We start from the raw sequence: 26,528 nt of genomic DNA, 5'->3' as shown, positions 1-26,528 counted from the left end.
CGGCTACTTCTTGCCCTTCTTGTCCGACGGCTCGTCGGTGGACAGCGCGGCGACGAAGGCCTCCTGCGGCACCTCCACGCGACCGACCATCTTCATCCGCTTCTTGCCCTCCTTCTGCTTCTCGAGCAGCTTGCGCTTGCGGCTGATGTCACCGCCGTAGCACTTGGAGAGCACGTCCTTGCGCATGGCGCGGATGGTCTCGCGGGCGATCACCCTGGCGCCGATGGCCGCCTGGATGGGGACCTCGAACTGCTGGCGCGGGATCAGCTCGCGCAGCTTGGTGGTCATCCGGGTGCCGTACCCGTAGGCCGAGTCGCGGTGCACGATCGCGCTGAACGCGTCGACCGGCTCGCCCTGCAGCAGGATGTCGACCTTGACCAGCTCGGCGGCCTGCTCGCCGGACTCCTCGTAGTCCAGCGAGGCGTAGCCGCGGGTGCGCGACTTCAGCGAGTCGAAGAAGTCGAAGATGATCTCGCCGAGGGGGATGGTGTAGCGCAGCTCCACCCGGTCCTCCGACAGGTAGTCCATGCCGCCGAGCTGCCCGCGCTTGCCCTGGCACAGCTCCATGATCGTGCCGACGAAGTCGCTCGGGGCGATCACCGTGCACTTGGCGATCGGCTCGAACACCTCGCCGATCTTGCCGACCGGCCAGTCCGACGGGTTGGTGACGACGAGTTCCTTGCCGTCGTCGAGCACCACGCGGTAGACCACGTTGGGGGCGGTGGAGATCAGGTCGAGGCCGAACTCGCGCTCGAGCCGGTCGCGGGTGATCTCCAGGTGCAGCAGGCCGAGGAACCCGCAGCGGAAGCCGAAGCCCAGCGCCGCGGAGGTCTCCGGCTCGTAGGTGAGCGCGGCGTCGTTGAGCTGCAGCTTGTCCAGCGCCTCGCGCAGGTCCGGGTAGTCGGAGCCGTCGACCGGGTAGAGGCCTGAGTAGACCATCGGCCGCGGCTCGCGGAAGCCCGCCAGCGCCTCGGTGGCGCCCTTGCGCTCGGAGGTGACGGTGTCACCGACCTTGGACTGGCGGACGTCCTTCACGCCGGTGATCAGGTAGCCCACCTCGCCGACGCCGAGACCGGCGCTCGGCTTGGGCTCCGGGGAGATGATGCCGACCTCGAGCAGCTCGTGGGTGGCGCCGGTGGACATCATCTTGATCCGCTCGCGCGGGGTGATCTTGCCGTCCACCACGCGGATGTAGGTCACCACGCCGCGGTAGGTGTCGTAGACCGAGTCGAAGATCATCGCGCGGGCGGGCGCGTCGGCCTGCCCGACCGGCGCGGGCACCACGCGCACGACCTCGTCGAGCAGCTCGCCCACCCCGTGGCCGGTCTTGGCCGACACGCGCAGCACGTCACCGGGCTCGCAGCCGATGATGTGCGCGATCTCGGCGGCGTACTTGTCCGGGTCGGCCGCGGGCAGGTCGATCTTGTTGAGCACCGGGATGATCTGCAGGTCGCGGTCGAGGGCCATGTAGAGGTTGGCCAGCGTCTGCGCCTCGATCCCCTGCGCGGCGTCGACCAGCAGCACCGCGCCCTCGCAGGCGTCGAGCGCGCGCGAGACCTCGTAGGTGAAGTCGACGTGGCCGGGGGTGTCGATCATGTGCAACACGTGGTCGGCCCCGTCCACGGTCCACGGCAGGCGCACGTTCTGGGCCTTGATGGTGATGCCGCGCTCGCGCTCGATGTCCATCCGGTCGAGGTACTGAGCGCGCATGGCCCGTGCTTCGACGACGCCGGTGATCTGCAGCATCCGGTCGGCCAGGGTGGACTTGCCGTGGTCGATGTGCGCGATGATGCAGAAGTTGCGGATCTGCTCCGGCGCCGTGAAGGTCGTGTCAGCGAACGTTGCCACTCGAGGTCCTCGCATGGTCAGGGGTAGGTCCATCGTCCCATGCCCGAGCGGCGACCGGGCTGTTCGGGTGCTCCGCCCGTGGTCGGCTACATGCCCGCTCGGTTATGTTGGGCGGGTGGCGACCACCTTCACCGTGCTGGCCGAACCGACCCGGCGGCGGATCCTGGACCTGCTGCTCGTGCAGCCCAGGTCAGTGGGGGAACTGGTCGCCGAACTGGGGCTGACCCAGCCGGGGACCTCCAAGCACTTGAAGGTCCTGCGCGAGGCCGGGCTGGTCCGGGTGCGCCGGGACGCGCAGCGCCGCTGGTACGAGCTGCGCCCGGAGCCGCTCGCCGAGGTCGACACCTGGCTGGCGCCGTACCGGCGGCTGTGGGCGGCGGGTCCCGAGCGGCACCTGGACACCGCGGGCTGACCGCTTCAGGGCTGGCGGGAGTCCAACCGCATCGGGTGGTCGGGGGGCACCTCGACCAGCACGATCCGCACGCCGTCCGGGTCGGCCAGCCACGCCTCCCGCAGGCCCCACGGCTCCAGCCGCGGCGACCGCAGGAACGCCACTCCCCGGCCGGTCAGCTCCTCGGCCGCGGCCGCCATGTCGCGGACCTGCAGCCACAGCGCCAGGTCGGGGTTCGCCTGGGTCACGCCCTGGCCGGAGAGCTCGAGGTACCCGCCGCCGAGGAAGAACACGGTGCCACCGGGGAACTCGCGGAACACCGCCAGCCCCAGGGTGTCCCGGTAGAAGGCGAGCGAGCGGTCCCGGTCGCGCGGGTGGATGATCACGCGGCTGCTGAGGAACTCCACGGCTCAAGTCCTACCGGCAGCACCGCCGCGGCGCAGCGCGTCCCATTCCAGCTCACCCGTCCGCCGCCCGGGCATTACGCTCCGCGTGTGCAGATCGATGACGACCCCCGACCGGCCCGCGGCGCCGTCTGGGAGGTCCCGACCAGCGACCGGCCCGACGCCATCACCTACGCCCCGAACCTCGACGGCGACGCCGACCCCGGGGAGATCGTCTGGGCGTGGGTGCCTTACGAGGACGACCCGGAGCGCGGCAAGGACCGCCCGCTGCTGGTCGTCGGGCGGCACGCCGAGCGGCTGCGCGCGTTGATGCTGACCAGCAAGGAACCCCGCCGCCAGGAGCACCACGACTGGCTGGAGCTGGGCACCGGCCGCTGGGACCGCGACGGCCGGGTGTCCTACCTGCGCCTGGACCGGATGTTCGAGCTCGGCGAGCACGACATCCGCCGGGAGGGCTCGGTGCTCGAACCCGAGCGCTTCGAACTGGCCGCGGCCGCCCTGCGGGAGCGCTACGGCTGGCGCTGACGCCCCTCAGACCAGTCGGAGGACCGGCCGCCCCTGGTCGATCCCCAAGACTTCGCGGACCCGGGGCACGTCCCAGGCGAGTTCCCTGGCCAGGTCGGTGATCGTCAACCCGGTGCCGCAGGCCAGGTCAAACGCTTGCGCGAGCATGGCGGGCCGCTCGCCCGGGTAGCCGGTGAGGGGTTCCGGGGCGAAGCCGGGCTGTTCGCGGAGTTCGTTGAGCCGTTGGTAGGCCCGCCCGGCGGACGAGTCGGACAAGAGCCCCAGTTCCCGGCAGCGATGGACGAGCGAGTGCACGGAAACGCCCCACACGTCGCGCAGTTCGGACAGTCTGCGTAGGTCGAGCCGCTTCGGCAGTTGCGGTCCTATAGAGGCGCGCGGGGTCAGGAACTCGGCGGCGAAGCTGTCAGCCGCACGTTCCTGTGTGGAGTCGCCGGGGGTGGCTTCTCCGTGCAGGACAAGGTGACCCAACTCGTGCGCGGCACTGAACCGGTGGCGGTACACGTCGTCTGTCCTGTTTGACGTTAGGACGATCACGGGACGTGGGAGGACGGACGTGGAGAAGGCATCCACTGTCCGCAGGTCGTCGTCGCGTTGAGGTGTGTGGACAACGATGCCATGAGCTTCCAGGCGCCTGATGAGATGAGTGACCGGCCCGGCGCCTAGCCCCCATGCGGCTCTTAGCGCGGCCGCAGCTCGAGATGGGTCACCAGTTCCAGGGTGGACCTCACCACCGAAGAAGCCAGGCAGATCTACCGGCGGCAGTTGGACTCGCCGTTCCAAGGCAATTGTGAGCTCCCAGACCTGCTCGGTGACCGCGATTGCCTTGGCACGTTGGTAAGCGCGCGTACTTCGAAGGCTGCGGAAGTGCGCCGCCGAAGGATCCAGCCTCGCTTGCGCGCGCCCGGCGACGAAGTAGGCCATCGGCACTTGGAGCACTTCGGCGAGCTTCGGCAACAAGTCCGCCCGGGGGCGGTTCGCACCCATCTCGTACTGGCTGACCGCGGCGGGGGTGACCCCGAGCTGGTCAGCCAGCCACCGCTTGGTCTTACCCGCCAGGTTGCGAGCTTGGGTCAGCCGCGCCGGATCGAACGCCTCCCGCACCGCCAAGGGCGCCAAGGGGCGCTGTCGGGTCTTCTCACTCATTGCCATCCGCCACTGACTTACGTTATCGGGTCAGCCAAGACACCGATGCTTAACTTCCGGACACGATCCACCCACTCGCGTCGCCACAGTAGCCCTGCTCGCCGGAAAAGTGATATCACTTTGCTAGATCAGAGCTAGCCCTGGAGGGGTCATGAACACCACGCCCGAGGACTTCGACCGACCGTTGTTGCCCGTTCCGCAGGTGCGGGAGAAGCCCGCTTTCGGGGCGGCCGGGATCCCGATCGCCGTCGGGGCGGTCGTGATCGCGCTCGGCGGGCTGGCCCTGGCGGCCACCGGCATCGCCGGGCTGGCTGGCGAACTCGACCTCGGCGACGGCCTCGCGCTGGCCGCGCTGGTGTTCGGGGTGCTGGTCGCCATCGCCGGGGTGATCACCACCGGCGGGCTGACCATGGTCGCGCCCGGCGAGGCCCGGGTCGTGCAGTTCCTCGGCCGCTACACCGGGACCGTGCGGCTGGACGGGCTGCGGTGGGTGAACCCGTTCACCACGCGGCGCAAGGTCTCCACCCGGATCCGCAACCACGAGACCGCCGTCATGAAGGTCAACGACGCCGACGGCAGCCCGATCGAGATCGCCGCCGTGGTGGTGTGGCAGGTGCGCGACACCGCGCGGGCGGTGTTCGAGGTGGACGACTTCATCGCCTTCGTGGCCATCCAGACCGAGACCGCGGTGCGCCACATCGCCACCACCTACCCCTACGACGCGCACGGCACCGACGGCGAGCTCTCGCTGCGCGACAACGCCGAGCAGATCACCCAGCAGCTGTCCGCGGAGATCGCGGCGCGGGTCGAGGCGGCCGGGGTCGGGGTCATCGAGTCGCGGATCACCCACCTGGCTTACGCGCCGGAGATCGCGGGCGCCATGCTGCGCAGGCAGCAGGCGGGCGCCGTGGTGGCCGCCCGGCAGCGGATCGTGGAGGGGGCGGTGGGCATGGTGGAGCTCGCGCTCGACCGGCTCGCCGCGCGCGAGGTGGTCGACCTGGACGAGGAGCGCAAGGCGGCGATGGTGAGCAACCTGCTGGTGGTGCTGTGCAGTGATCACGAGGCGCACCCGGTCGTGAACGCCGGCTCCCTCTACCACTGATGACCGAACGCAAGAAGGTCCTGCTGCGGCTGGACCCGGCCGTGCACGACGCGGTGGCCAGGTGGGCCAACGACGAGCTGCGCAGCACCAACGCGCAGATCGAGTTCATGCTCCGCCGCGCCCTCGCCGAGGCCGGTCGGCTGCCCGACGCCGCGGGCGGCCCGGCCAAGCGCGGCAGGCCCCGCAAGGAGGAGCGGGCCGACTGACTGCTAGCCTGGTTCGTCGCGTCGTACGGCACTCCGCCCTGGAGGAGACCTGCTCAGGCAGGGCCACTGGTTGATCTCAGCGGCGCGCGATCCGGACTAGACCTCGAGGAGTACCCCCATGGCGAACATCAAGTCCCAGCTCAAGCGGATCAAGACGAACGAGAAGGCGCGCCTGCGCAACAAGTCCGTCAAGTCCTCGGTCAAGACCGCGATCCGCAAGTTCCGCGAGGCCGCCGACGCCGGTGACCAGGCCAAGGCGCAGGAGCTGCTCGCCGTCGCCAGCCGCAAGTTGGACAAGGCGGCTGGCAAGGGTGTCATCCACCCGAACCAGGCCGCCAACAAGAAGTCGGCGCTGGCGCAGCGGGCCAACAAGCTCGGCTGAGCCCAGTCTCACACGCGGCGCCGCTCCCTCCGGGGGCGGCGCCGCTGTCGTATGCGCGAGACTGCCCGACATGGCCTTGGACCCGAAACCAACTTCCGCCGCACGGACCTCGCTGTCGCACATCATGACCGCCGTGGACACCAACCTCCTCGGCACCGTCCACGGTGGAGTGATCATGAAGCTGGTCGACGACGTCGCTGGCGCGGTCGCCCAGCGCCACTCCGGCGGCCCCGCCGTCACCGCGGCCATGGACGGCATGACCTTCCTGCACCCCGTCCGCGTCGGTGACCTGGTCCACGCGCACGCCCAGGTCAACTGGGCGGGCAAGTCCTCGATGGAGGTCGGCGTCCGCGTCCTCGCCGAGCCCTGGGACCGCGCGGGCGTCCCCCCGACCAAGGTCGCCACCGCCTACCTGGTCTTCGTCGCCGTCGGCGAGAACGGCCACCCCCGCCCGGTACCCCCCGTCGCCCCGGAGACCGAAGAGGACGAACGCCGCCTGCGCGAAGCCGAGATCCGCCGCCAACACCGCCTAGCCCGCCGCGACGAGATCCTCGCCAGCCGCGCCCCCAAACCCTGACCCGCCCCCACAACCCACTCCACTCACTCCACCCACCCCGCCCACCCGCACCCTCCCTCCATCCACAACACCCCCCACCGTCCACAGCCGCACGTTCCCCCCTCCCGCCACCCCGCCCCCACCCCGTAATTTGGGCCATCGGGGGGTGCTCAGCACGGGGCACGCCCTATTCGGGCTGCCCACCGAAGACGAGCACGGGAACGGCGGCGGGTCAGTCCCGGCGCTGGGCCTCGGCGAGCCGCAGGACGGCGCGCTCGAGGGCGTAGTCGGCGTCGGCGGCGACACCCTTGACGTCGGCGTTGACCTGGGCGACGACGCTCATGGCGGCGGCGAGACCAGCGGGTTTCCAACCGCGCGACTGGGCGAGGGCCTTCTTGACCTTCCACGCGGGCATGCCAAGCTCACCGGCCAGCTTGAACGGATCAGCGCGACCCGCGCCCGCCACCCTGGCCACCGTGCGCACCGCGTCGGCGAGCGCGTCGGCCACCAGCACGTGCGGCACACCCAGCTGCATCGCCCAGCGCAGGGCCTCCATGGCGCCCGCGACGTCCCCGGTGACGGCCTTCTCCGCGACGGCGAACCCGGTCACGTCGGCCCGCCCCCGGTGGTAGCGCCGCACCGCCTCCTCGGTGACCTCACCGGCCGCGTCCGCCACCAACTGCGCCGCGGCGGCGGCCAACTCGCGCAGGTCGGACCCGACGGAGTCGACCAGCGCGGCGACCGCGGCCGGGTCGGTCCTGCCCCCGGCGCGGCGGATCTCGTTGCGCACGAAGGCCTCCCGCTCGGCGGCCTTGGTGATCTTCGGGCACTCGGTGACCACGGCGCCCGCCTTCTTCATGGCAGCGACGATGTCCTTGCCCGCCTTGCGACCGGCGCCGTTGTGCACCACGGTCAGCACGATCCCGTCGGCTGGCGACGTGGCGTAGTTGATCACCAGCGCCGCGATGTCCTGGGTCGCCTCGTGCGCGGCGTCGAGCACGATCACCCTGCCCTCGGCGAACAGCGACGGGCTGACCATCTCGGCCAGCTCGGGGGCTGTGAGATCAACCACCCGGGTCCTGGTCAGGTCGGCGGCCGGATCGGCGAGCCGGGCGGTGTCGAGCACGCCGCGGATCGCTCGCTCGATGAGCAATTCCTCTTCTCCCAGCACCAGTTGCAACGGCGGTGGGACGACCGAGGGCGAGTTCACGCCCGCGATCCTGCCACGGCGGCACGACGCCGGTCGCGGTGGTGCGGACGGGTCACGGGCTGGCAGACGGGCCCGCCGGTGCCGTACCGTTGCCTCACGCACCGGCTGAGCCCGGGCGACAACTGAATACCGCTCATCCAGAGGGGCAGAGGGAAACGGCCCGATGAAGCCCCGGCAACCGGCGTACGCGTCACTTCCTCATCGCGAGGAGGCGGACGACCACGGTGCCAATTCCGACCCGCCACGCGGGATAGATGAGGAGACACCTCGCGATGACCTCTGTCGACGTCCAGACCAGCACCATCGACCTCGGCCCCGCCCGGGCGCTGTCCTGTCGTGAGTGCGGCCACCGGATCCCCCTCGCCGCCGAGTTCGCCTGCGCCGAGTGCTTCGGCCCCCTCGAGGTCGCCTACGACTTCGGCACCGTGACCCGCGCCCAGATCGAGGCGGGTCCCAAGTCGATCTGGCGCTACAAGGACCTGCTGCCCGTCCCCGCCGACGTCGAGCGGTACCCGAACACCGACCCCGGCCTGACCCGCCTGGTCAAGGCCGACCGGCTCGCCGCGGCCCTGGGCGTGAAGTCGCTGTGGGTCAAGGACGACACCGGCAACCCCACGCACTCCTTCAAGGACCGCGTGGTCGCCGTCGCCCTCGCCGCCGCCCGCACGCTCGGTTTCAGCGTCCTGGCCTGCCCGTCGACCGGCAACCTCGCCAACGCCGTCGCCGCGGCCGCCGCCCGCGCGGGCTGGGACTCGGTCGTGCTGGTCCCGGCCTCGCTCGAGCGCGCCAAGATCCTCACCACCGCCGTCTACGACGGTGCCCTGATCGCCATCGACGGCAACTACGACGACGTCAACCGGCTGGCCACCGAGCTCGCGGGCGAGCACGAGGACTGGGCGTTCGTGAACGTCAACGTCCGCCCGTACTACGCCGAGGGCTCCAAGACCCTGGGCTACGAGGTCGCCGAGCAGCTGGGCTGGCGCCTGCCGCAGCAGGTCGTGGTGCCGGTGGCCTCCGGCTCGCAGCTGACCAAGGTGGACAAGGCGTTCCGCGAGCTCGGCGAGCTCGGCCTGGTCGAGCCGACCCCGTACCGGGTGTTCGGCGCGCAGGCCACCGGCTGCTCCCCGGTGTCGGCGGCGTTCAAGGCGGGCCAGGACGTGATCCGCCCGGTCAAGCCGGACACCATCGCCCGTTCGCTGGCCATCGGCGCCCCCGCCGACGGCCCGTACGTGCTCGACTCGGTCCGCCGCACCGGCGGCGCGGTCGAGGACGTCACCGACGCCGAGGTGGTCGAGGGCATCCGCCTGCTGGCCCGCACCGAGGGCATCTTCGCCGAGACCGCGGGCGGGGTCACCGTCGCGACCGCGAAGAAGCTCATCGAGACCGGCCAGCTCGACCCCGAGGCCGACACCGTCCTGCTCATCACCGGCGACGGCCTCAAGACCCTCGACGCCGTCCAGGACCACATCGGCCCCCGCGCCACCGTTCCGCCGACGGCCGCGGCCGTGCACGAGGTCCTCAACCGGGGCTGATCGAGGCTCGATCTGTGGGGTGGGTTCGTCCCACCCCACAGATCACCGCCCCGGGGGCGACCGCGGCCGCCCCCGCACGACGACCCCGGAACCGACGACCGCGCTGTCGCCGGAGAGGTCCGTGCGCACCACCTGAGCACCGCGACGGGTGAGGACGTCGAGCGTGCGCTGGCTGGGATGCCCGTAGCGGTTGCCCGCCCCGACGCTGACCAGCGCGACCCGCGCCCCGACCGCCGCCAAGAACTCCGGTGCGGTGTAGCGAGACCCGTGGTGCGGCACCTTGACCACCTCGGCAGCCAAGTCGACCCCGGCGGTCAACAGGTCGGCCTGCGCGGCCAACTCCACGTCCCCGGTGAGCAGCACCCGGCCTGCCCGCGTGGTCGCCCGCAGGACCACCGAACGGTTGTTGATCGCCGTGCCGTCCGACCCGGCGCGCACCTCCTTCCCCTGTGTCTCTTTCCCTCGTGGGGCAAGCACTTCCACCGACAGTCCGGGCCAGGTCAGCCGCTGCCCCTCGGCAACGCTGACCAACGGCACGGACGCCGCCTCGGTCTGCCGCCGCACCTGCCGCCAGGCCCACTCCGGCGCCCGCCCCGGCCCGACGGCGACCGCGCCGACCGACCGGTCCGCCAACACCGACGCCAGCCCACCGACGTGGTCGGCGTGCAGGTGGCTGAGGATGACCAACGGCACCCGCCGCACGTCCAGCCGGTCCAGGCACTCCCGAACCGGCGCCGGTTCCGGCCCCGTGTCGACCAGCACCGCCCGCCCACTGTCCGCAGTGGACAGAACGACGGCATCCCCCTGCCCGACATCGCACGCGACGACCGCCCACCCGGCGGGCGGCCACCCCGGTGCGAGGACGCGTACCGGCAGCAGGACGAGCACGACCCCGATCACGCCCAGCGCCATCGCAACCCGGGCCAGCCGGTAGCGCAGTCCGACCGCCAGGCAGCCGAGCAGCAGCACCAGCGCGACCCCACCCCACCAGCCCGAGGGCCAGTCGAGCACCGCGCCAGGCACCCGCGCCGCCCAGTTCCCGACCAGGACGAGCCAGTCCACCGGCGGCCCCGCGAACCGCGCCAGCCACTCGGCCAGCCAAGGCAGGACGGGCATGGCGAGCGCGGCCCCGAGCCCGAGCACCGTCGCGGGCGCCACCACCGGCGCGGCCACCAGGTTCGCCGCGACTGCGACCAGGCTGACCTGCCCGCTCATCCCGGCGACCACGGGCGCGGTGGCCAGGTGCGCGGCCGCGGGCACGGCCACCGCCTCGGCGATCAACCTGGGGACCCGCTGCCGCACGAGCCGCTCGACCCACCCCGGCACCACGAGCACCAGGGCGGCCGTCGCCAGCACGGACAGCACGAACCCGAAGCTGACCGCCATCTCCGGGTCCGCCGCCACCAACACGATCACCGCCGCAGCGAGCGCGGGCAACGCCGACCGCTCCCTGCCGAGCGCCAGCGCCAGCAGCCCGACCGCGCCCATGACGCCGGCCCGCAGAACGCTCGGCTCCGGCCCCGCGAGCACGACGTACCCGACCAACGCGAACAGGGCCACGACCGCCGAGCCCCGTGGACCGACCCGCGCCAACCGCACCAGGAACAGCACGGAGACGCAGACGATGGCCAGGTTCGCCCCGCTGACCGCCAACAGGTGGGCCATCCCCGCGGCCCGGAAGTCATCCTCGACCGACTGGACCATCCCGCCGGTGTCGCCGACCACCAAAGCCGGGAGCAACCCCGCCGCCTCGGCATCGAGCACGGAGGAAGCCACCCGCAACCCGTCCCGCAGCGATTGGGCGACCACCTGCCACCCCGGCGCCGCACCCACATCCAGCGGCGGCCCCCGCACCCGCAGCACCGCGACGGTCAGGCTCCCCGGTTCCGCGGTCCCGAGCGTGCCGCGCGCGAGCACCCGCTGCCCCGGCAACAACTCCGCCCACCGGTCCACCGGCGCGAACACCAGCACCCGGCTGCCCTCGGCGCTCACCGGAACGACCACCGACCGCACCCCGGACGGCATGGCCCCGAACCCGCTCCCCTTCACCCCCTGGGTCGTTCCGCCACCTCCACCCGCATCTCAACCACCGCCGCCCGCGCGGCCTCACCCCGCAACGGATCAACCGCGGCCTCCCGAACCCGCCAAGCGACCGGACAAACCGCCAACACCCCACACACCACCAACGGCCACCCAGCCCCGAGCACCGCCCCCACCCGGGGCCCGTGCCGGAGATGGACGAACCCGCCAACCACCCCCACCCCACCGATCACGACTGCCAAGGCCCAATGCCCCAACAGCCCGACCAACCCGGCCAGCCACACCACCAGCGCACCGGGCACCAACCGCCAGTCCAACCGCGCAGCTACCACCGCTGCCTCCCACGCCGCATCCACTGCCCCACCAAGCACGCTTGAGCGCGGACACGCAAACCCCGACGGTCAACCATGGCCGAGACCACGCCATCGAGCCGTCTGCCAACCCACTCCACTCTCCCCACGTTCGACCACAATGGACACACCTCGATTGCGCGGGCGCGGATCAAGAACTGCGCGACCGCGCTGCTCGAAGTCCACCCTGTCCGCGCTCGCGCCGAGCAATGAGCAGTTAGCCCGCAAGGCAGTCGGCCACGTCTTCCGCTGCGCCGCCGAGTGGGGCGCCTTCATCGCCGACGCCCTCGCGGACCTGTTGCTCTCGTCGACACCACAGCGGCGTCGCCCAAGGAACCCAGAACCCGCCCGTCACTAAGGTCCGGGGCCCGTGCCGAGGGCGGCGCCGATCACGCAGATCGCGATGCCCAGGCCGGTGGCCAAAGACCAGTGGGTGAGCAGGCCGAGGAACACCAGCACGCCCAGGACGGCGGCGCTCGCGGGTAGCTCGGGCGGGATCACCGGACCACCACCAGGTCGCGGAGGGCTTCCAGGCGGGCTGGGCCGATGCCCTCGACGTCGCCGAGTTGGTCGACCTTGGTGAAGCGGCCGTGTTTGGTGCGCCAGTCGAGGATGCGTTGGGCAGTCACGGTGCCGACGCCGGGCAGGGTGTCCAGGCGGGCGAGGTTGGCCGAGTTCAGGTTGACCTTGCCGCCGGGTTCGGGCGGGTCGGCGGTCGGGGGCGCGGGTTGGCCCACGTGGATCTGTTCGCCGTCGACGAGTTTGCGGGCCAGGTTGAGGGTGGTCAGGTCGGTTCCGGGGAGAGCTCCCCCGCTGGCGCGGATGGCGTCGTCGATGCGGGAGCCGTCGGGCAGGGTGCGCAGCCCGGGTTCTCGGACCTTGCCCACGACGTCGACGACGATCGTCGGTGCTGGCGGTTCGTCGACGGCCGCCGCGGCCAGGGTGGGGGGCGGTTCCGGTGTCGGGGGTGAGCCGGAGAGGGTCAGGATGCCGACGGTGACAGCTCCGATGACCACGAGTGCGATAGCCACCGAGACCGAGAACCGCTTGCGGGGCCGTGGAACCTCAGGTGTGGCGCCGTCCCAGGGGCGACCGGCTATCGAGGCGAGCCGGGCGAGCACCGAGTCGATCTGCTTGACGCGCTGTGTGTCTGCCATGGAACCGACGTTAGGAACCCGGCAAGGCCGGGGAAAGGAGTTCCCGTCTTCTGTGGACCGCGTGGGGGGTTGTGGATAACTCGGCGGCTCAGCGGGGGCCGACGACCACACCGAGGACGCCGGGGCCGGTGTGCGCGCCGATCACCGCACCGAGCTCCGACACCACGCAGGTCGCCGCGGGCAGGCGGGCGGTGAGCCGGGACGCCAACTCGGCGGCGCGGTCCGGATCGGCCAGGTGGTGCACCGCGATCTCGACCGCCGACTCCCCCGCCGCGTCCACCGCGAGGTCGACCAATCGCCCCAGCGCGCGGCTGGTCGTGCGCACCTTCTCCAGCGGCACGATCTGCCCGTCGGCCACGTGCAGGATCGGCTTGACCGCCAGCGCGGTCCCCAGCAGGGCGGCCGCCGCACCGATCCGACCGCCGCGGCGCAAGTACTCCAGGGTCTCCACGACGAAGAAGCACTTGGTGGCCGCCGCCGCCGCGACCGCGGCCGCCTCGACCTCCGCACCCGGTGCCCCCGTCGCCGCCAGGGCAGCGGCCCGCAGCACGGCGAACCCCAGTCCCATGGCGGTCGTGCGGGAGTCGACGACGCGCACCGCGGTGCCGAACTCCTCGGACGCCAGCCGCGCGGACTCCCACGTCCCCGACAACTCACGGGACAGGTGCACCGACAACACCCCGTCCGCTCCCGCGTCGAGCAGCTCGCGGTAGGTCGCGGCGAACTCGGCCGGATTGGGCCTAGAGGTCGTCACCATCCGCCTATCGCGTAGAGCTGCGGACAACTGGGCGGGACCGATGTCGAGGCCGTCCTGCCCTTCCTGACCGTCCACACGCACCAGTAGTGGTACTACGCGCACCGCGTGCCGCTCTGCCGCGCCCTCAGGTAGGTAGGCGGTGGAATCGGTCAGCACGACGAAGGGCACGTGACAGGAGACTAGTTGTCCGGGGGCTTGCCCAACAGCGGCGCAAGGTGCTCGGCGAGGGCCGTAGCCACCATCCGGTGCCCGTCCCATCCCCAGTGCATGCCGTCGGGATTGCCGTGACCACCCAAGACGTGGTCACCGATGACCGCGGCGACGTCGAATAGAACGATCTCGCTGCGGTTGGCCCATTCACGCACAAGAGCGACCGCGCGGGATCGGCCAGAGTGCACGTAACCGTAAGCAGGTGACCGGTGCACTGACGGCAACATGACGACGACGGGTAGGTCCGGCCGCAGCGCCCGCACAGCGACCACGATGTCGTTGAGGTATCGCACGGTCAGTTCAGCAGGTAGCGCCACCGGCCACCCCCGCGTCACGCGGGATGCCCACGGCTGGGCAGCCAGGTAGGCCTTCCGAGCGCGGCGACGCAACCAGTCTGGACGGAGGTAGCGGATGCCCTGACGAAGGTAGGTAGGCAGTGGAGACGGAAGCGTGTCCATCCCACCGATGGCCAGTACCAGCACGTCGGTCTTAGGCATGTACGTCCACACGCGAGGGTCCCCTACCAGCGACCAGTAGGCGTCACGCGCGGTCCAACCGAAGCCCGCGAAGAGCTCGGTTCGAGCACCCACCTCGGCGGCGGCCAGGTTCGGCCATAGCCGGGCGTCGTCGGCCGGGTGCGGACCATCGGGGCCGTGGAAGCTCAGCGAGTCGCCGAACACCAGCACGGTCGCCCGGGTCGGCCTATCCGGTGATGCCAACGTTGTAGGCGACCAAGCGCCAAGCGAGACCACTGGTCTCCCTGCGGGCCAGCACCGTCCAATGGCAGTTGGCGATACCGCCCAGCTGCCACCAGTTCGCCACCGGTAGCTCCAACAGGCTGCCGGTCAGCGCGGTGATGAGTCCCCCGTGTGCGCAAAGCACAACGGTGTCCTCAGTCCCCTCGTCCAGCCCGGTGACGACCTCGGTCGCGCGGGCGGCCACCTCGATCCGGGACTCGCCGCCGGGCGGGGTCCAGGTCGCGTCGGTCTGCCACTCGGCGCGACCGCCCGGCCACTCCGCGTCGATCTCGGCGCCGGTCTTGCCCTGCCACAGCCCCAGGTTGGTCTCGCGCAAACGCTTGTCAAAGCGCAGCGGGACGCCGACCGCCTGGCTGAACACCGTCGCGGTGTCGGTGGCCCGGTGCAGGTCGGAGGCCACGATGAGGTCCGGCGAGAACCTGGCCAGCGCGGGCACCGCGAAGCGGGCCTGGTTGCGGCCGACCTCGGTCAGGTGCGAGTCGATGTGGCCCTGCATCCGGCCCGAGGCGTTGTAGTCGGTCTCGCCGTGGCGCCAGAGGACGAGCCTGCGCAGGGTCACTCGACGTCCTCAGCCGCGGCCCCCACCTCGCCGGTGTGCTGGGCCAGGTCGAACTCGATGCGCGGGCAGTCCTTCCACAGCCGCTCCAGGCCGTAGAACGAGCGCTCGTCGGCGTGCTGGATGTGCACCACGACGTCGACGAAGTCGAGCAGGACCCAGCGGCCCTCGCGGGCGCCCTCGCGGCGGACCGGCTTGGAGCCCGCCTCGCGCATCTTCTCCTCGACACCGTCCACGATCGCGCCGACCTGCCGCTCGTTGGCGGCGGAGGCGATCACGAAGCAGTCGGTGATCACGAGCTGGTCGGAGACGTCCAGCACGATCACGTCGGCGGCCTTCTTGTCGGCCGCCGCACCGGCCGCGACCAGTGCCAGTTCGCGTGCCTCGTGCGTCGCTGCCACGTCACTCCTCGATCAGGTTCCCAGGGGCCAACCAGTCGAGGGTACCGGGTGCGGGCTGGCGATCAGTCCTCGGCGGCGTATAGACCGCGCTTGGAGATGTACTGCACCACCCCGTCGGGGACGAGGTACCAGACGGGCATGCCCGAAGCGACGCGCGCGCGGCAGTCGGTGGAGGAGATCGCGAGGGCGGGGACCTCGACCAGGCTCACCGTGCCCGACGGCAGGTGGGCGTCGGCCAGGCTGTACCCCGGCCGGGTAACACCCACGAAGTGGGCGAGGGTGAACAGCTCCTCGGCGCGGTGCCAGGACAGGATCTGCTCGAGGGCGTCGGCGCCGGTGATGAAGAAGAGGTCGGCGTCGGGGTAGCGCGCGTTGAGGTCACGGAGCGTGTCGACGGTGTAGGTGACGCCCGTGCGGTCGACGTCCACCCGGCTGACCGAGAACCTGGGGTTGGACGCCGTCGCCACGACGGTCATCAGGTAGCGGTCCTCCGCGGCGCTGACCTGCTTGCCGTCCTTCTGCCACGGCACCCCGGTGGGCACGAACACCACCTCGTCGAGGTCGAACCGCGCCTGCACCTCACTCGCTGCCACGAGGTGACCGTGGTGCACGGGGTCGAAGGTGCCGCCCATGATGCCAATCCGGCGAGCCATGCCCGCGAGCCTACGGCCGACCCCGCCCGGCGTCCTGACATGCGCCGACAGCGGGTGGCCGGGTATGAGCAACATCATGCGCGGCCCCGTCGGCGGCCGACTTCCGAACACCACCGTTCGGGCCATGACGCGGGGCCTATGACCGGATCGGTATGACCGTGAGTGGCCACCCGACCGGGAGACTGCCGGACATGGCTTGGATACCGATCCACGATCAGCCGTACGACCCGGTGCCCTACCGGCCCGCCAGGGTCACGGCAGCGGAGTCTTTGCAGGCTGCCGCCGAGTTGCGCGCCAAGATGGATGAGCGCAGGACCGTGCGCGCGTTCTCCACGGAACCGGTGCCCGAGCAGGTCGTGATCGACGCCATAGCGGTGGCCGCGACGGCACCTTCCGGCGCCCACCAACAGCCGTGGACGTTCGTGCTGGTGACAGACCCCGAGGTGCGCGCCCAGATCCGGGAGGCGGCTGAGCGGGAAGAGCAGGTCTCTTACGCGGGCAGACTCGGCGAGGAGTGGCTCTCAGCGTTACGTCCTCTGGGGACTGACCAGAACAAGCCCCACCTGACCGACGCCCCTTACCTGATCGTGGTGTTCGAGCAGCGGTACTACCTCGACGACGAGGGCGACCAGCACAAGCACTACTACGTGGACGAGTCGGTGGGCATCGCCGTCGGCATGCTGCTGACCGCCCTGCACCTGTCGGGCCTCGCGGCGCTGACCCACACGCCGAGCCCGATGAAGTTCCTCTCCGAGGTGCTCGACCGGCCCAAGAACGAGAAGGCGTTCGCGGTGATCCCGGTCGGCTACCCCGCTCCGGACGCCACCGTCCCGAGCTTGATCCGCAAGGACCTCGACCAGGTCATGGTGCGGATCTGACGACTTCGGCGGAAAGCTGCCGCTTCGCCCGCCGGAGGTCCCGGTCACGATGACCGGGCGGCCCGTCTCGCGCGGATGGTGCGCGTCCGCGCGGGATGGGCCGACCTGCGCCAACAGTTGTCCACAGGAGTTGTCCACAGGCTGCGGGGGCCCGCTCGACGGCGGCCCCCGCGGCGCGGTATCCATGTGATGTGGACGACAACGCACTACGACACTCGGCGGAAGAACGACTACGAGCCCTGGCCGGACCCGGGGCGACCCTGCGCGAAGACCAGTGGACCGCCATCGAGGCCCTGGTCGCGCGCCGCCGCCGTGCGTTAGTGGTGCAGCGGACGGGGTGGGGCAAGTCCGCGGTGTACTTCGTGGCCACGGCGCTGCTGCGGGAACTCGGCGAGGGCCCAACGGTGATCGTGTCGCCGCTGCTCGCCCTGATGCGCAACCAGGTCGACGCGGCCGCGCGGGCGGGCGTGCGGGCGGCGACGATCAACTCGTCGAACCCCGAGGACTGGGAGCAGGTGCAGGAGGCCGTCGCCGATGGCGACGTCGATGTCCTGCTGGTGAGCCCGGAACGGCTGAACAACCCCGATTTCCGCGACACGGTGCTCCCCCGTCTGACCGCGTCCGCGGGGATGCTGGTCGTCGACGAGGCGCACTGCATCTCGGACTGGGGCCACGACTTCCGGCCGGACTACCGTCGCCTGAGGACGCTCCTCGGTGAACTCCCGGATGGGGTTCCCGTTCTCGCGACGACGGCAACCGCGAACAACCGGGTAGTGCAAGACGTGGCCCACCAGTTGGGTCTTGGTGCCGACGACGCTCTTGTCCTACGTGGACCTCTAGACCGGGAGAGCCTCCGGCTGGGGGTGGTACGACTACCGACCCCGCAGGCGCGGTGGGCTTGGTTGGCGGAGAACCTGGGCAAGCTCGAAGGGTCCGGGATCATCTACACGCTGACGGTTGCGGCAGCCGAAGAGTTGGCGTCGTTCTTGCGTGAACGCGGGTATGAGGTCTCCTCTTACACGGGTCGGACCGATATCACCGACCGACTCCGCGCCGAGGACGACCTGCTGGGCAACCGGGTCAAGGCATTGGTGGCGACGTCAGCACTCGGGATGGGGTTCGATAAGCCGGACTTGGGCTTCGTAGTGCACGTGGGAGCGCCGCAATCGCCTATCGCGTATTACCAGCAGATCGGGCGTGCCGGTCGTGGTGTGCTGCGAGCGGATGTGGTGTTGATGCCGGGCACCGAGGACAAGGACATCTGGGCGTACTTCGCGTCGCTGGCGTTCCCGCCGGAGCACTACGTGCGCCAGGTGATCGATGCCCTCGCCGACGCGGGGCGGCCGCTGTCGACCATGGCGCTGGAGCCGCGGGTCGACCTGTCCCGCGGCCGCTTGGAGATGGTGCTCAAGGTCCTCGACGTGGACGGCGCGGTCCGCCGGGTCCGCGGCGGCTGGGAGCACACCGGCGAGTCGTGGGAGTACGACGCCGAGCGGTACGGGCGGATCGCGGCCGCCCGCACGGCCGAGCAGAACGCCATCCTGGAGTACCTGGAGACGCCGGGCTGCCGCATGGAGTTCCTGCTGCGCCAACTCGACGACCCGCACGCCGCCCCGTGCGGCCGGTGCGACAACTGCACCGGCGAGCGGTGGGAGGTCGCGGTGTCGGCGGCGGAGATGGCCATCGCACAGGAGAAATTACGTCGGCCCGGGGTCGAGATCACGCCGAAGAAGGCCTGGCCAACAGCAATGGCGTCGCTCGGGGTCGCGCTCTCGGGGAAGATACCCGGGAGCAGGCTGGCCGAACCGGGGCGAGCGCTGGGCCGGATGACCGACATCGGGTGGGGCAACCGGTTGCGGGACCTGTTCTCGTCCACAGAGGACGGTGAGGTGCCGCCGGACCTGGTCGACGCCTGCGTGAAGGTGTTGGCGGCGTGGGGCTGGGCGGAGCGACCGGTGGGCGTGGTGACCGTTGGCTCGACCCGGCGCCCTCGGTTGGTGGCCAGCCTGGGGGCGCAGATCGCCTCGATCGGGCGGTTGCCGATCTTGGGTGAGGTCGCGGTGGGGGCTTCGGCTCCGCAGGCGAACAGTGCGCAGAGGTTGGCGTGGTTGTGGAAGTCGATGTCGGTGGGTGAGGAGTTGGCTGCTCGGGTTGGTGGGATTGAGGGGGCGTTGTTGTTGGTGGATGACCGGATTGATAGCGGGTGGACGATGACGGTGGGAGCGGCGATGTTGCGGGATGTTGGGGCGGGGGCGGTGTTGCCGTTCGCGTTGGCGACGACTAGTTAGGACGCGGGGCGCTGGCGGCGACCCGGGGTCGTCGGCCTCGTTGCCTGGCGGCAACCTCGGCGACCCGGGATCGGACGCCTCGTCGCCTGGCGGCGACATCGGGCCCGATCCGCGGCAATGCGGAAAGCTCGATGGGGCGAACTTGTTTTGCGTGGGGCCCCTACAACACCCGACGCAGAACCGCAAAGCAGGGGCCCAAAAGCAGGCCCTGCCGCGTGGCAACGCTACGGGTGTTGTCCCCCCACGCAAAACAAGTCCGCCCCATCGAGCCGGCCTGGCACCAGCGACTCCGAGGGGCGCGGGGTGATCAGGTGGGCTGGGGCGGACCTGACGGGGCGCAGGCTGGCACCGCCGGGTCAGAGTGTCCAGGTGCTGGGTAGGTGGGTTGGGGCAGACCTGACGGAAGCCGGGCTGACACCTCGACTCTCGAGTGGCCAGTGGCTGGGTTGGCAGAGCTGACTCGGTGGGCGCCGGGGTGGCACCGCTGGGTCCGAGTGTCCCAGGGGCGGCTAGGCGAGGTGGAGCGGAACTGACGGCAACTGGGCTGGCGCTGCTGGGTTCGTTGGTCCAGGGGGCGGGCGAGTTGGCGGGTGGTTGTCCACAACGTGCTCTGGTGTCCACAGGCCGTGATCGCTGACCCGGTTCTGTCGGGCACCCTCGATAGGCTGTATATCGGGGGCTCTTGCGACAGATGATCTTGCGTAAGCCGGGGTTGGCGTTGCGGGGTAAGGGATGTTGGGGCTCTGCTAGGCGGCTACAGCACCAGGGCTCTTGAGTGGCCAGTGGCGGAGTTGCCAATGCCTCGAAGTGGAGGGGCGGCGCTAGTGGGGGTGGGGAAGCGGCACCAGGTCGTCGGCGTGGATTACTTCACGGCGGCGGTCGGTGGGGAGGTCGTGGGTTGAGTGGCCGATGAGGGCGGGCAGTTCGGCGGCGTCGAAGTTGGTGATGCCTCGGGCTATTACGCGGCCGGTGAGGGTGGCCAGTTCGACTACGTCGCCTGCTTGGAAGTCGCCTTTGGTGGTGGTGATTCCTGCGGCCAGCAGGGAGCGGCGGCGGTCGACGACGGCGGTGACGGCGCCGTCGTCGAGGGTTAGGGTGCCGGTGGCGTCCGCGGCGTAGGCGAGCCAGAAGCGGCGGGAGGTCAGGCGGCGGCCGGTGGGGGCGAAGGCCGTGCCCACGTCGGCGGGGCCGAGGGCTTGGGGGGCGTCCGCGGCGGCGGCCAGCAGGACCGGGACGCCCGCGGCGGCGGCCAGGCGGGCGGCGGCGAGCTTGGAGGCCATCCCGCCGGTTCCGAGGCCGGAGGCGCCGACCGCGCCAGCCCGCACACCCTCCACATCGGACTCGCCGGTCACCTCGGTGATGCGGCGGGCCGCGCCCAGCCGGGGGTCGCCGTCGTAGAGGGCGTCCACATCGGACAGCAGGACCAGGGCGTCGGCACCGATGAGGTGGGCGACCAGGGCCGCCAAGCGGTCGTTGTCGCCGAAGCGGATCTCCTCGGTGGCGACCGTGTCGTTCTCGTTCACGACAGGCACAGCGCCGAGGGTGAGCAGGCGGGTGAGGGTGCGCTGGGCGTTGCGGTAGTGCGAGCGGCGGACGATGTCGTCCGCGGTCAGCAACACCTGGCCGACGCGCAGGCTGTAGCGGCCGAAAGAGGCCACGTACGCGTGCCCCAGCGCGATCTGCCCGACGCTGGCCGCGGCCTGCTGGGTGGCGAGGTCACGGGGGCGCCTGGCCAGGCCGAGCGGGGCCAGACCGGCGGCGATGGCACCCGAGGACACCAGCACCACCTGGCTCCCGGCCGCCCGGCGCGCGGCGACCGCGTCCACCAGTGAATCCAACCGCGCCGGGTCGAGGCCGCCCTCGGCCGTGGTCAGTGAGGACGACCCCACCTTGACCACGACCAGCCGGGCCCCGGCGACCGCGGCGCGGGTGCTCACTCGTCGTCCTCGTCGAGCATCTCCTCGAACGGGGTGCGGCGGGCGACCTTGGCCGCCTTGCGCTCGGTCGCGCCGATCCGGGCGTTGTTCTCCAACCGCGGGTCGCTGCCCCGGTTGTGCATCATGACCGCCACACCGGCCGGGGTGGACGGCTCCCAGTCGAACGTGACGCCGCCGATGGTGACCGGGCAGCCGGGGACGGCACCGGCCTTCGCCAGCGCCTCCTCGACGCCCAGGCGAGCCAGGCGGTCGGCGAGGTAGCCGACCGCCTCGGTGTTGTTGAAGTCGGTCTGGCGGACCCAGCGGTCCGGGCGCTCGCCGCGCACCACGAAGCCGGTGTCGTCGTGCGGGTCGTGCTCGACGGTGAAGCCCGAGTCGTCGACCGCGGTGGGCCGCAGCACGATCCGGGTGGCCTCGGGCGTCGGCTTGCTCGCCCGGTCCTCCTCGATGACCTTGGCCAGCGCGAAGCTGAACTCCCGCAGGCCTGCCCGGGTGACCGTGGACATCTCGAACACCGGCAGCCCGCGCGCCTCGATCTCCGGGCGCACCAGCTCGGCGAGCTCGCGCGCCTCGGGGACGTCGAGCTTGTTGAGCACCACCATCCGGGGCCGGTCGGCGAGGGTGCCGCCCAGCGCCGGGGTGTAGCGGGCCAGCTCCTGCTCCAGCGCGTCGATGTCGGACAGCGGGTCGCGGCCCGCCTCGTACGTGGCGCAGTCGATCACGTGCACCAGCACCGAGCAGCGCTCGATGTGGCGCAGGAAGTCCAGGCCCAGCCCCTTGCCCTGGCTCGCGCCGGGGATCAGGCCGGGCACGTCGGCGATCGTGTAGACCGAGTCGCCCGCCGTGACCACGCCCAGGTTCGGCACCAGGGTGGTGAACGGGTAGTCGGCGATCTTCGGCTTGGCCGAGGACAGCACCGAGATCAGCGACGACTTGCCAGCCGAGGGGAACCCCAGCAGCCCGGCGTCGGCCACCGACCGCAGCTCGAGGACCAGGTCCCTGGTCTCCCCCGGCTCGCCGAGCAGCGCGAACCCGGGCGCCCGCCTGGCCTTGGAGGCCAGCGCCGCGTTGCCCAGGCCACCGCGGCCACCGCGGGCGGCGATGAACCGGGTGCCGTGGCCGACCAGGTCGACCACGATCTCGCCGTTGGCGTCGAGCACGACGGTGCCGTCGGGCACGGTCAGCTCGAGGTCCTCACCGGTCGCCCCGTCCCGGTTGGCGCCGTGCCCCTGCTTGCCGCTGTCGGCGACGGCGTGCGGGCGGAAGTGGAAGTCCAGCAGCGTGTGCACGTTGTTGTCGACGACGAGCACGACGTCGCCACCGTTGCCGCCGTCGCCACCGTCGGGGCCGCCCAGCGGCTTGTACTTCTCGCGGTGCACCGAGGCGCACCCGTTGCCGCCGCTGCCTGCGGCCACGTGGATGACGACCCGGTCGACGAAACGGGACACCTGGGGATTCCTCTCACAAACGAGAAACGAGGGGCGGGCCGGAGTCGTCCAGCCCGCCCCTCGTTCGAAGGGTCTAGCGTCGTCCGCGGGCCTCAGACCTCGACCGGGACGATGTTGACGGTCTTGCGGCCGCGCTTGCTGCCGAACTGGACCGCACCGGGGGCGAGCGCGAAGAGGGTGTCGTCCTTGCCGCGACCGACGTTCACACCGGGGTGGAACTTGGTGCCGCGCTGGCGGATCAGGATCTCGCCGGACTTGACGACCTGGCCGCCGTAGCGCTTCACGCCGAGGTACTGGGCGTTGGAGTCGCGCCCGTTGCGGGAGCTGGACGCGCCTTTCTTGTGTGCCATGGCTGCTCAGGTCCTCTACTTGGTGATGCCGGTGACCTCGACGCGGGTCAACTTCTGGCGGTGACCCTGTCGCTTGTGGTACCCGGTCTTGTTCTTGAACTTGTGGATGCGGATCTTGGGGCCCTTGGTCTGCTCGACGACCTTGCCGGTCACCGAGACCTTGGCCAGGGTGTCCGCGTCGGAGGTGACGTCGGTGCCGTCGACAACGAGCACCGCGGCGAGGTTGAGCTCGGTGCCCGGCGCGCCCTCGAGCTTCTCGACCTCGACGACGTCGCCAACAGCCACCTTGTACTGCTTGCCGCCGGTCTTGACGATCGCGTACATCGGGACGGAAGTCTCCTGCTACTAGACGGTGGGGGTCGTGCGCGCCCTTATCCGCGACTTCAAACACAGGATCGGGCTTCGCAAGACACAGCCCACCGAACGGCGGGCCATGTGACAGGTTACGTGCCTGCTGGAAGAGGGGTCAAACCGGGGTGGTCTTGGCCCGGTTCGACCCCTCTACCTCAGCTCTCTTGGGCCACGTCCACCGGCGGCCCCGCCGGGCGTGAAGCGGCCCGACGTGCGACGCGACGGCGTGGCGGGACAACGGACGCGACCGGCTCCGGAGAGGCGGCGGGCTCGCTGGCTGGGGCGGTGCGCGGCTGCGAGGCTGAACGCACCTGTGCCGCCGAAGCGGACACCCTCTGGTCGGCGACCTCCGCGGGCTCGCTCGGGGCCTGCACCGGCTCCCACGGCTCCGGCGAGGTCACCGGGGCCGCCGCGCCCTGGGCGCGGCTGGACGAGCGCCGCCTGCGCCGCGAGCTAGGAGCTGCCTCCTCCACGGCAGGCTCGACGGCGACCGTCGGCTCTACCGCTTCGGGAACCTCCACAGCGTGCGGACGCGAGCCGTTCTCCGAGTGCTCGACCGGCTGCTCGTCGTGCTTGGTGGTCGCCTTCGCGATGTCGCGCACAGCGACCTTGGCGGCCTCTTCGCGGTTCTGCTCACCGCCGCCACCCCGGTTGCGGTTACGCCTACCGCCGCTCTGCTGCTGCCCCTTGTCCGCGGACTGGGCGGGCTGCGACTGCTGCTGCGGCGCGGCGCCGTTGGCGGGCGTCTTGACCGTCGGCTCGGTGGTGACCACCACGCCGCGGCCCTTGCAGTGCTCGCACGTGGTGCTGAACGCCTCGAGCAGACCGGTGCCGACCCGCTTGCGGGTCATCTGCACCAGGCCGAGCGAGGTGACCTCGGCGACCTGGTGGCGGGTGCGGTCGCGGCCAAGGCACTCGGTGAGCCTGCGCAGCACCAGGTCCCGGTTGGACTCCAGCACCATGTCGATGAAGTCGATCACGATGATGCCGCCGATGTCGCGCAGCCGCAGCTGGCGGACGATCTCCTCGGCCGACTCCAGGTTGTTGCGGGTGACCGTCTCCTCGAGGTTGCCGCCGGACCCGGTGAACTTGCCGGTGTTGACGTCGATGACGGTCATCGCCTCGGTGCGGTCGATCACCAGGTACCCGCCGGAGGGCAGCCACACCTTGCGGTCGAGCGCCTTGAGCAGCTGCTCGTCGACGCGGTGGGCGGCGAACACGTCGTGCACGCCGACGTGCTTGCGGACCCGGTCCAGCAGCTCGGGCGCGACGTGGCGGACGTAGGAGTCGATCGTCTCCCACGCGGTGTCGCCCTGCACCACCAGCGAGGTGAAGTCCTCGGTGAACAGGTCGCGCACGACCTTGACCAGCAGGTCGGGCTCCTCGTAGAGCAGCGACGGCGCGCCGGAGCGCTTGACGCCGTTGGTGCCCTCGGACTTGTCCCGGATGACCTGCCACTGCGCCTGCAGGCGGCGCACGTCGCGGCCGAGCTCCTCCTCGCTGATGCCCTCCGAGGCGGTGCGGATGATCACACCCGCGTCCTCGGGGACGATGCGCTTGAGCACGTCCTTGAGCCTGCGCCGCTCGTTCTCCGGCAGCTTGCGGGAGATGCCGGTCGCGCCGCCGCCCGGCACGTACACCAGGAAGCGGCCGGGCAGGCTGATCTGCGTGGTCAGCCGGGCGCCCTTGTGCCCAACCGGGTCCTTGGTGACCTGGACCAGCACGCTGTCGCCAGTGGACAGCGCCTGCTCGATCTTGCGGGCCTTGCCCTCCAGCCCAGCGGCGTCCCAGTCGACCTCACCGGCGTAGAGCACCGCGTTGCGGCCCCGGCCGATGTCGACGAACGCGGCCTCCATGCTGGGCAGCACGTTCTGGACGCGACCGAGGTAGACGTTGCCGACCAGCGAGCCGGAACCCGCCGAGGTGACGAAGTGCTCGACGAGCACGCCGTCCTCGAGGACGCCGATCTGGATGCGGTCGCCCTGCTCGCGCACGACCATCGCGCGGTCGACGGCTTCGCGGCGGGCCAGGAACTCGGCCTCGGACAGGATCGGGGCGCGCCTGCGGCCCGCCTCCCGCCCGTCGCGGCGGCGCTGGCGCTTGGCCTCCAGCCGGGTCGAGCCGCGCACGCTGCGCACCTCGTCGCGGGCGGCCTCGCCCCTGTCCTCGCGGGACTCACGGGGCTCGCGCGGCTCACGGGCCTCACGCACGTGCACAACGGTGTTAGGCGGGTCGTCGCCCGCATCGGCGTCAGCGTCATCCCCGCCCTTGCGGCGACGGCGGCGCCGACGGCGGCGGGTGGCCCCGTCGCCGGAGTCCGAGGACTCCTCAGTGGCCTGCTCCTCGTCCGCTTCCTCAGCGGCGGGAGCGGCCTCGTCGTCGTCCTGCTCGGCGTTGTCGTCCGCGGCGCCCTTACCGCGGCCACGGCCGCGGCGACCACGACGGCGACGACGACCGGAGCCGCCGTCCTCGTCGTCGTCGGACTGATCGGGCTGGTCCGACTGGTCAACCTGGTCCGACTGATCGCGGTGGTCCGGCTCGGCGGCCTCGATCGGCTCGGGCTCCGCCACCGGCGGCTCGACCCGGGTCACCGGGGCGGGCCTGGCCGCGGGCGGCTCCGGCTGCAGGAACAGCGGTGACGCCGAGGCGAACACCGGCGCGGGCGGAACCCGCCTCGGGGTGGGCTCGACCGGTTCGTCAGCGGCCTCGGTGACCTCGATGACCTCAGCGACCTCGGGGGCCGCACCGGCCGCCGCGTCGTCCTCGGACACCAGCAACGCACGGACCACGCGCTCGGCGGTGTCCTTGGCCACGCTGGACTGCGCGCCGCGAACGGACTCACCGAGCTGCTCCAGCGCGGCGATCACATCCTTGCTGCTCACCTCGAGCAGCTTGGCCAGCGCGTGCACGCGGACCTTGGCGGGCACCTGTGCCAGAACCTGGTCAACGGGTGTGGTGGTAGCCCCGCCGGCACTTCCGGCAGGGGTCGACATATCCGACATGTAGCTCCTCCGCCCCCGGGCGCGTCGTACGGACGCGAGCCGCTCAGGGGCCTAGTTGTCCTTTTTCCACCGCGCTAGGCGGCGGGAATCCTC

General features: G+C 71.1%; 25 protein-coding genes, 1 pseudogene and 1 riboswitch. Of the genes and pseudogenes, 9 read left to right on the top strand and 17 right to left on the bottom strand.

The features are described 5' to 3' along the window. Window positions 1-3: 3 nt before the first annotated feature. Window positions 4-1,848: a translation elongation factor 4 gene (lepA, locus tag LV75_RS11100; RefSeq protein WP_308210917.1), complete on the bottom strand. Its 1,845-nt coding sequence runs from the start codon at window positions 1,846-1,848 to the stop codon at window positions 4-6. Between the two features lie 115 nt (window positions 1,849-1,963). Here lepA and LV75_RS11095 point away from each other — a divergent pair, with 115 nt between their 5' ends. Then, a complete protein-coding gene (locus LV75_RS11095; protein WP_253886729.1) occupies window positions 1,964-2,260 on the top strand; it encodes an ArsR/SmtB family transcription factor in 297 nt (98 codons plus the stop codon). Window positions 2,261-2,265: 5 nt separating this feature from the next. On the opposite strand, the gene LV75_RS11090 is transcribed toward LV75_RS11095, so the two are convergent. After that, window positions 2,266-2,646 carry a VOC family protein gene (locus tag LV75_RS11090; RefSeq protein ID WP_253886728.1) on the bottom strand — a complete coding sequence of 127 codons (381 nt, stop codon included), beginning with the start codon at window positions 2,644-2,646 and terminating at the stop codon, window positions 2,266-2,268. Window positions 2,647-2,733: 87 nt separating this feature from the next. Here LV75_RS11090 and LV75_RS11085 point away from each other — a divergent pair, with 87 nt between their 5' ends. Next, the gene (locus LV75_RS11085; RefSeq protein ID WP_253886727.1) at window positions 2,734-3,168 is read left to right on the top strand and encodes a type II toxin-antitoxin system PemK/MazF family toxin; all 435 of its coding nucleotides are present in this window, start codon (window positions 2,734-2,736) and stop codon (window positions 3,166-3,168) included. Window positions 3,169-3,174: 6 nt separating this feature from the next. Here LV75_RS11085 and LV75_RS11080 read toward each other — a convergent pair whose 3' ends face one another. Beyond that, entirely contained in the window at window positions 3,175-4,311 is a 1,137-nt protein-coding gene (locus tag LV75_RS11080) for a helix-turn-helix domain-containing protein (protein WP_253886726.1), read from the bottom strand. Between the two features lie 151 nt (window positions 4,312-4,462). Here LV75_RS11080 and LV75_RS11075 point away from each other — a divergent pair, with 151 nt between their 5' ends. From LV75_RS11075 to LV75_RS34850, 4 genes are all read left to right on the top strand, one after another. Then, a complete protein-coding gene (locus LV75_RS11075; protein WP_253886725.1) occupies window positions 4,463-5,413 on the top strand; it encodes an SPFH domain-containing protein in 951 nt (316 codons plus the stop codon). Then, on the top strand, window positions 5,413-5,619 hold the full coding sequence (locus tag LV75_RS11070) for a type II toxin-antitoxin system antitoxin (protein ID WP_253886724.1): 207 nt from the start codon (window positions 5,413-5,415) through the stop codon (window positions 5,617-5,619). Before LV75_RS11075 ends, LV75_RS11070 begins: the two co-directional genes overlap by 1 nt. 118 nt (window positions 5,620-5,737) lie before the next feature. Continuing rightward, the gene (rpsT, locus tag LV75_RS11065) at window positions 5,738-6,001 is read left to right on the top strand and encodes a 30S ribosomal protein S20 (RefSeq protein WP_253886723.1); all 264 of its coding nucleotides are present in this window, start codon (window positions 5,738-5,740) and stop codon (window positions 5,999-6,001) included. A gap of 70 nt (window positions 6,002-6,071) precedes the next feature. Next, entirely contained in the window at window positions 6,072-6,578 is a 507-nt protein-coding gene (locus LV75_RS34850; protein ID WP_301318973.1) for an acyl-CoA thioesterase, read from the top strand. Between the two features lie 211 nt (window positions 6,579-6,789). On the opposite strand, the gene holA is transcribed toward LV75_RS34850, so the two are convergent. Then, a complete protein-coding gene (holA, locus tag LV75_RS11055) occupies window positions 6,790-7,767 on the bottom strand; it encodes a DNA polymerase III subunit delta (RefSeq protein ID WP_253886722.1) in 978 nt (325 codons plus the stop codon). Between the two features lie 130 nt (window positions 7,768-7,897). Next, window positions 7,898-8,028: riboswitch (SAM riboswitch) on the top strand. A gap of 11 nt (window positions 8,029-8,039) precedes the next feature. Between holA and thrC the strand changes: the two genes are divergently transcribed. Continuing rightward, window positions 8,040-9,299: a threonine synthase gene (thrC, locus tag LV75_RS11050; protein ID WP_253886721.1), complete on the top strand. Its 1,260-nt coding sequence runs from the start codon at window positions 8,040-8,042 to the stop codon at window positions 9,297-9,299. 42 nt (window positions 9,300-9,341) lie between these two features. On the opposite strand, the pseudogene LV75_RS11045 reads toward thrC, so the two are convergent. From LV75_RS11045 to nadD, 8 genes and pseudogenes are all read right to left on the bottom strand, one after another. Next, window positions 9,342-11,695: pseudogene (locus tag LV75_RS11045) on the bottom strand (DNA internalization-related competence protein ComEC/Rec2). 348 nt (window positions 11,696-12,043) lie between these two features. Beyond that, window positions 12,044-12,190 (bottom strand): hypothetical protein, encoded by a 147-nt coding sequence (locus LV75_RS11040; protein WP_253886720.1) that lies wholly within the window; start codon window positions 12,188-12,190, stop codon window positions 12,044-12,046. Beyond that, a complete protein-coding gene (locus LV75_RS11035) occupies window positions 12,187-12,846 on the bottom strand; it encodes a ComEA family DNA-binding protein (RefSeq protein ID WP_253886719.1) in 660 nt (219 codons plus the stop codon). The genes LV75_RS11040 and LV75_RS11035 overlap by 4 nt, the downstream gene beginning before the upstream one ends. Window positions 12,847-12,934: 88 nt before the next feature. After that, window positions 12,935-13,771 carry a DegV family protein gene (locus tag LV75_RS11030; RefSeq protein ID WP_253886718.1) on the bottom strand — a complete coding sequence of 279 codons (837 nt, stop codon included), beginning with the start codon at window positions 13,769-13,771 and terminating at the stop codon, window positions 12,935-12,937. An 11-nt stretch (window positions 13,772-13,782) separates the two neighbouring features. Beyond that, on the bottom strand, window positions 13,783-14,532 hold the full coding sequence (octT, locus tag LV75_RS11025; protein ID WP_253886717.1) for a diglucosylglycerate octanoyltransferase: 750 nt from the start codon (window positions 14,530-14,532) through the stop codon (window positions 13,783-13,785). Then, a complete protein-coding gene (locus LV75_RS11020) occupies window positions 14,516-15,130 on the bottom strand; it encodes a histidine phosphatase family protein (RefSeq protein WP_253886716.1) in 615 nt (204 codons plus the stop codon). Before LV75_RS11020 ends, octT begins: the two co-directional genes overlap by 17 nt. Next, window positions 15,127-15,528, bottom strand: coding sequence for a ribosome silencing factor (gene rsfS / locus LV75_RS11015; protein WP_253886715.1), 402 nt, complete (start codon window positions 15,526-15,528; stop codon window positions 15,127-15,129). Before rsfS ends, LV75_RS11020 begins: the two co-directional genes overlap by 4 nt. A gap of 62 nt (window positions 15,529-15,590) precedes the next feature. Next, entirely contained in the window at window positions 15,591-16,181 is a 591-nt protein-coding gene (gene nadD, locus LV75_RS11010; protein WP_253886714.1) for a nicotinate-nucleotide adenylyltransferase, read from the bottom strand. 191 nt (window positions 16,182-16,372) lie between these two features. Here nadD and LV75_RS11005 point away from each other — a divergent pair, with 191 nt between their 5' ends. Together LV75_RS11005 and LV75_RS11000 are read left to right on the top strand one after the other, a co-directional pair. Beyond that, window positions 16,373-17,059: a nitroreductase family protein gene (locus LV75_RS11005; RefSeq protein WP_253886713.1), complete on the top strand. Its 687-nt coding sequence runs from the start codon at window positions 16,373-16,375 to the stop codon at window positions 17,057-17,059. A 191-nt stretch (window positions 17,060-17,250) separates the two neighbouring features. Next, window positions 17,251-19,347: a RecQ family ATP-dependent DNA helicase gene (locus LV75_RS11000; RefSeq protein ID WP_253886712.1), complete on the top strand. Its 2,097-nt coding sequence runs from the start codon at window positions 17,251-17,253 to the stop codon at window positions 19,345-19,347. A gap of 821 nt (window positions 19,348-20,168) precedes the next feature. Here LV75_RS11000 and proB read toward each other — a convergent pair. The 5 genes from proB to LV75_RS10975 form a co-directional block, all read right to left on the bottom strand. Further along, on the bottom strand, window positions 20,169-21,284 hold the full coding sequence (gene proB / locus LV75_RS10995; RefSeq protein ID WP_253886711.1) for a glutamate 5-kinase: 1,116 nt from the start codon (window positions 21,282-21,284) through the stop codon (window positions 20,169-20,171). After that, entirely contained in the window at window positions 21,281-22,732 is a 1,452-nt protein-coding gene (gene obgE / locus LV75_RS10990; RefSeq protein ID WP_253886710.1) for a GTPase ObgE, read from the bottom strand. The genes proB and obgE overlap by 4 nt, the downstream gene beginning before the upstream one ends. Before the next feature lie 92 nt (window positions 22,733-22,824). Further along, window positions 22,825-23,082 carry a 50S ribosomal protein L27 gene (gene rpmA / locus LV75_RS10985; RefSeq protein ID WP_253886709.1) on the bottom strand — a complete coding sequence of 86 codons (258 nt, stop codon included), beginning with the start codon at window positions 23,080-23,082 and terminating at the stop codon, window positions 22,825-22,827. Window positions 23,083-23,097: 15 nt separating this feature from the next. Beyond that, window positions 23,098-23,406 carry a 50S ribosomal protein L21 gene (gene rplU / locus LV75_RS10980; RefSeq protein ID WP_253886708.1) on the bottom strand — a complete coding sequence of 103 codons (309 nt, stop codon included), beginning with the start codon at window positions 23,404-23,406 and terminating at the stop codon, window positions 23,098-23,100. Window positions 23,407-23,588: 182 nt separating this feature from the next. After that, entirely contained in the window at window positions 23,589-26,435 is a 2,847-nt protein-coding gene (locus tag LV75_RS10975) for a translation initiation factor IF-2 N-terminal domain-containing protein (RefSeq protein WP_253886707.1), read from the bottom strand. Window positions 26,436-26,528 lie beyond the last annotated feature (93 nt).

This window comes from Actinokineospora diospyrosa (assembly GCF_024171925.1).
In the GTDB taxonomy this organism is placed as follows: domain Bacteria; phylum Actinomycetota; class Actinomycetes; order Mycobacteriales; family Pseudonocardiaceae; genus Actinokineospora; species Actinokineospora diospyrosa.
This window is presented reverse-complemented; position numbering and strand designations above follow the sequence as displayed.

Bases quoted from the DNA above. Each gene is read 5' to 3' on its own strand.
- LV75_RS11080 (WP_253886726.1), bottom strand. From the start codon at position 4,311: ATGAGTGAGAAGACCCGACAGCGCCCCTTGGCGCCCTTGGCGGTGCGG.
- LV75_RS11075 (WP_253886725.1), top strand. From the start codon at position 4,463: ATGAACACCACGCCCGAGGACTTCGACCGACCGTTGTTGCCCGTTCCG.
- LV75_RS11070 (WP_253886724.1), top strand. From the start codon at position 5,413: ATGACCGAACGCAAGAAGGTCCTGCTGCGGCTGGACCCGGCCGTGCAC.
- rpsT (WP_253886723.1), top strand. From the start codon at position 5,738: ATGGCGAACATCAAGTCCCAGCTCAAGCGGATCAAGACGAACGAGAAG.
- LV75_RS34850 (WP_301318973.1), top strand. From the start codon at position 6,072: ATGGCCTTGGACCCGAAACCAACTTCCGCCGCACGGACCTCGCTGTCG.
- thrC (WP_253886721.1), top strand. From the start codon at position 8,040: ATGACCTCTGTCGACGTCCAGACCAGCACCATCGACCTCGGCCCCGCC.
- LV75_RS11035 (WP_253886719.1), bottom strand. From the start codon at position 12,846: ATGGCAGACACACAGCGCGTCAAGCAGATCGACTCGGTGCTCGCCCGG.
- nadD (WP_253886714.1), bottom strand. From the start codon at position 16,181: ATGGCTCGCCGGATTGGCATCATGGGCGGCACCTTCGACCCCGTGCAC.
- LV75_RS11005 (WP_253886713.1), top strand. From the start codon at position 16,373: ATGGCTTGGATACCGATCCACGATCAGCCGTACGACCCGGTGCCCTAC.
- rpmA (WP_253886709.1), bottom strand. From the start codon at position 23,082: ATGGCACACAAGAAAGGCGCGTCCAGCTCCCGCAACGGGCGCGACTCC.
- rplU (WP_253886708.1), bottom strand. From the start codon at position 23,406: ATGTACGCGATCGTCAAGACCGGCGGCAAGCAGTACAAGGTGGCTGTT.
- LV75_RS10975 (WP_253886707.1), bottom strand. From the start codon at position 26,435: ATGTCGGATATGTCGACCCCTGCCGGAAGTGCCGGCGGGGCTACCACC.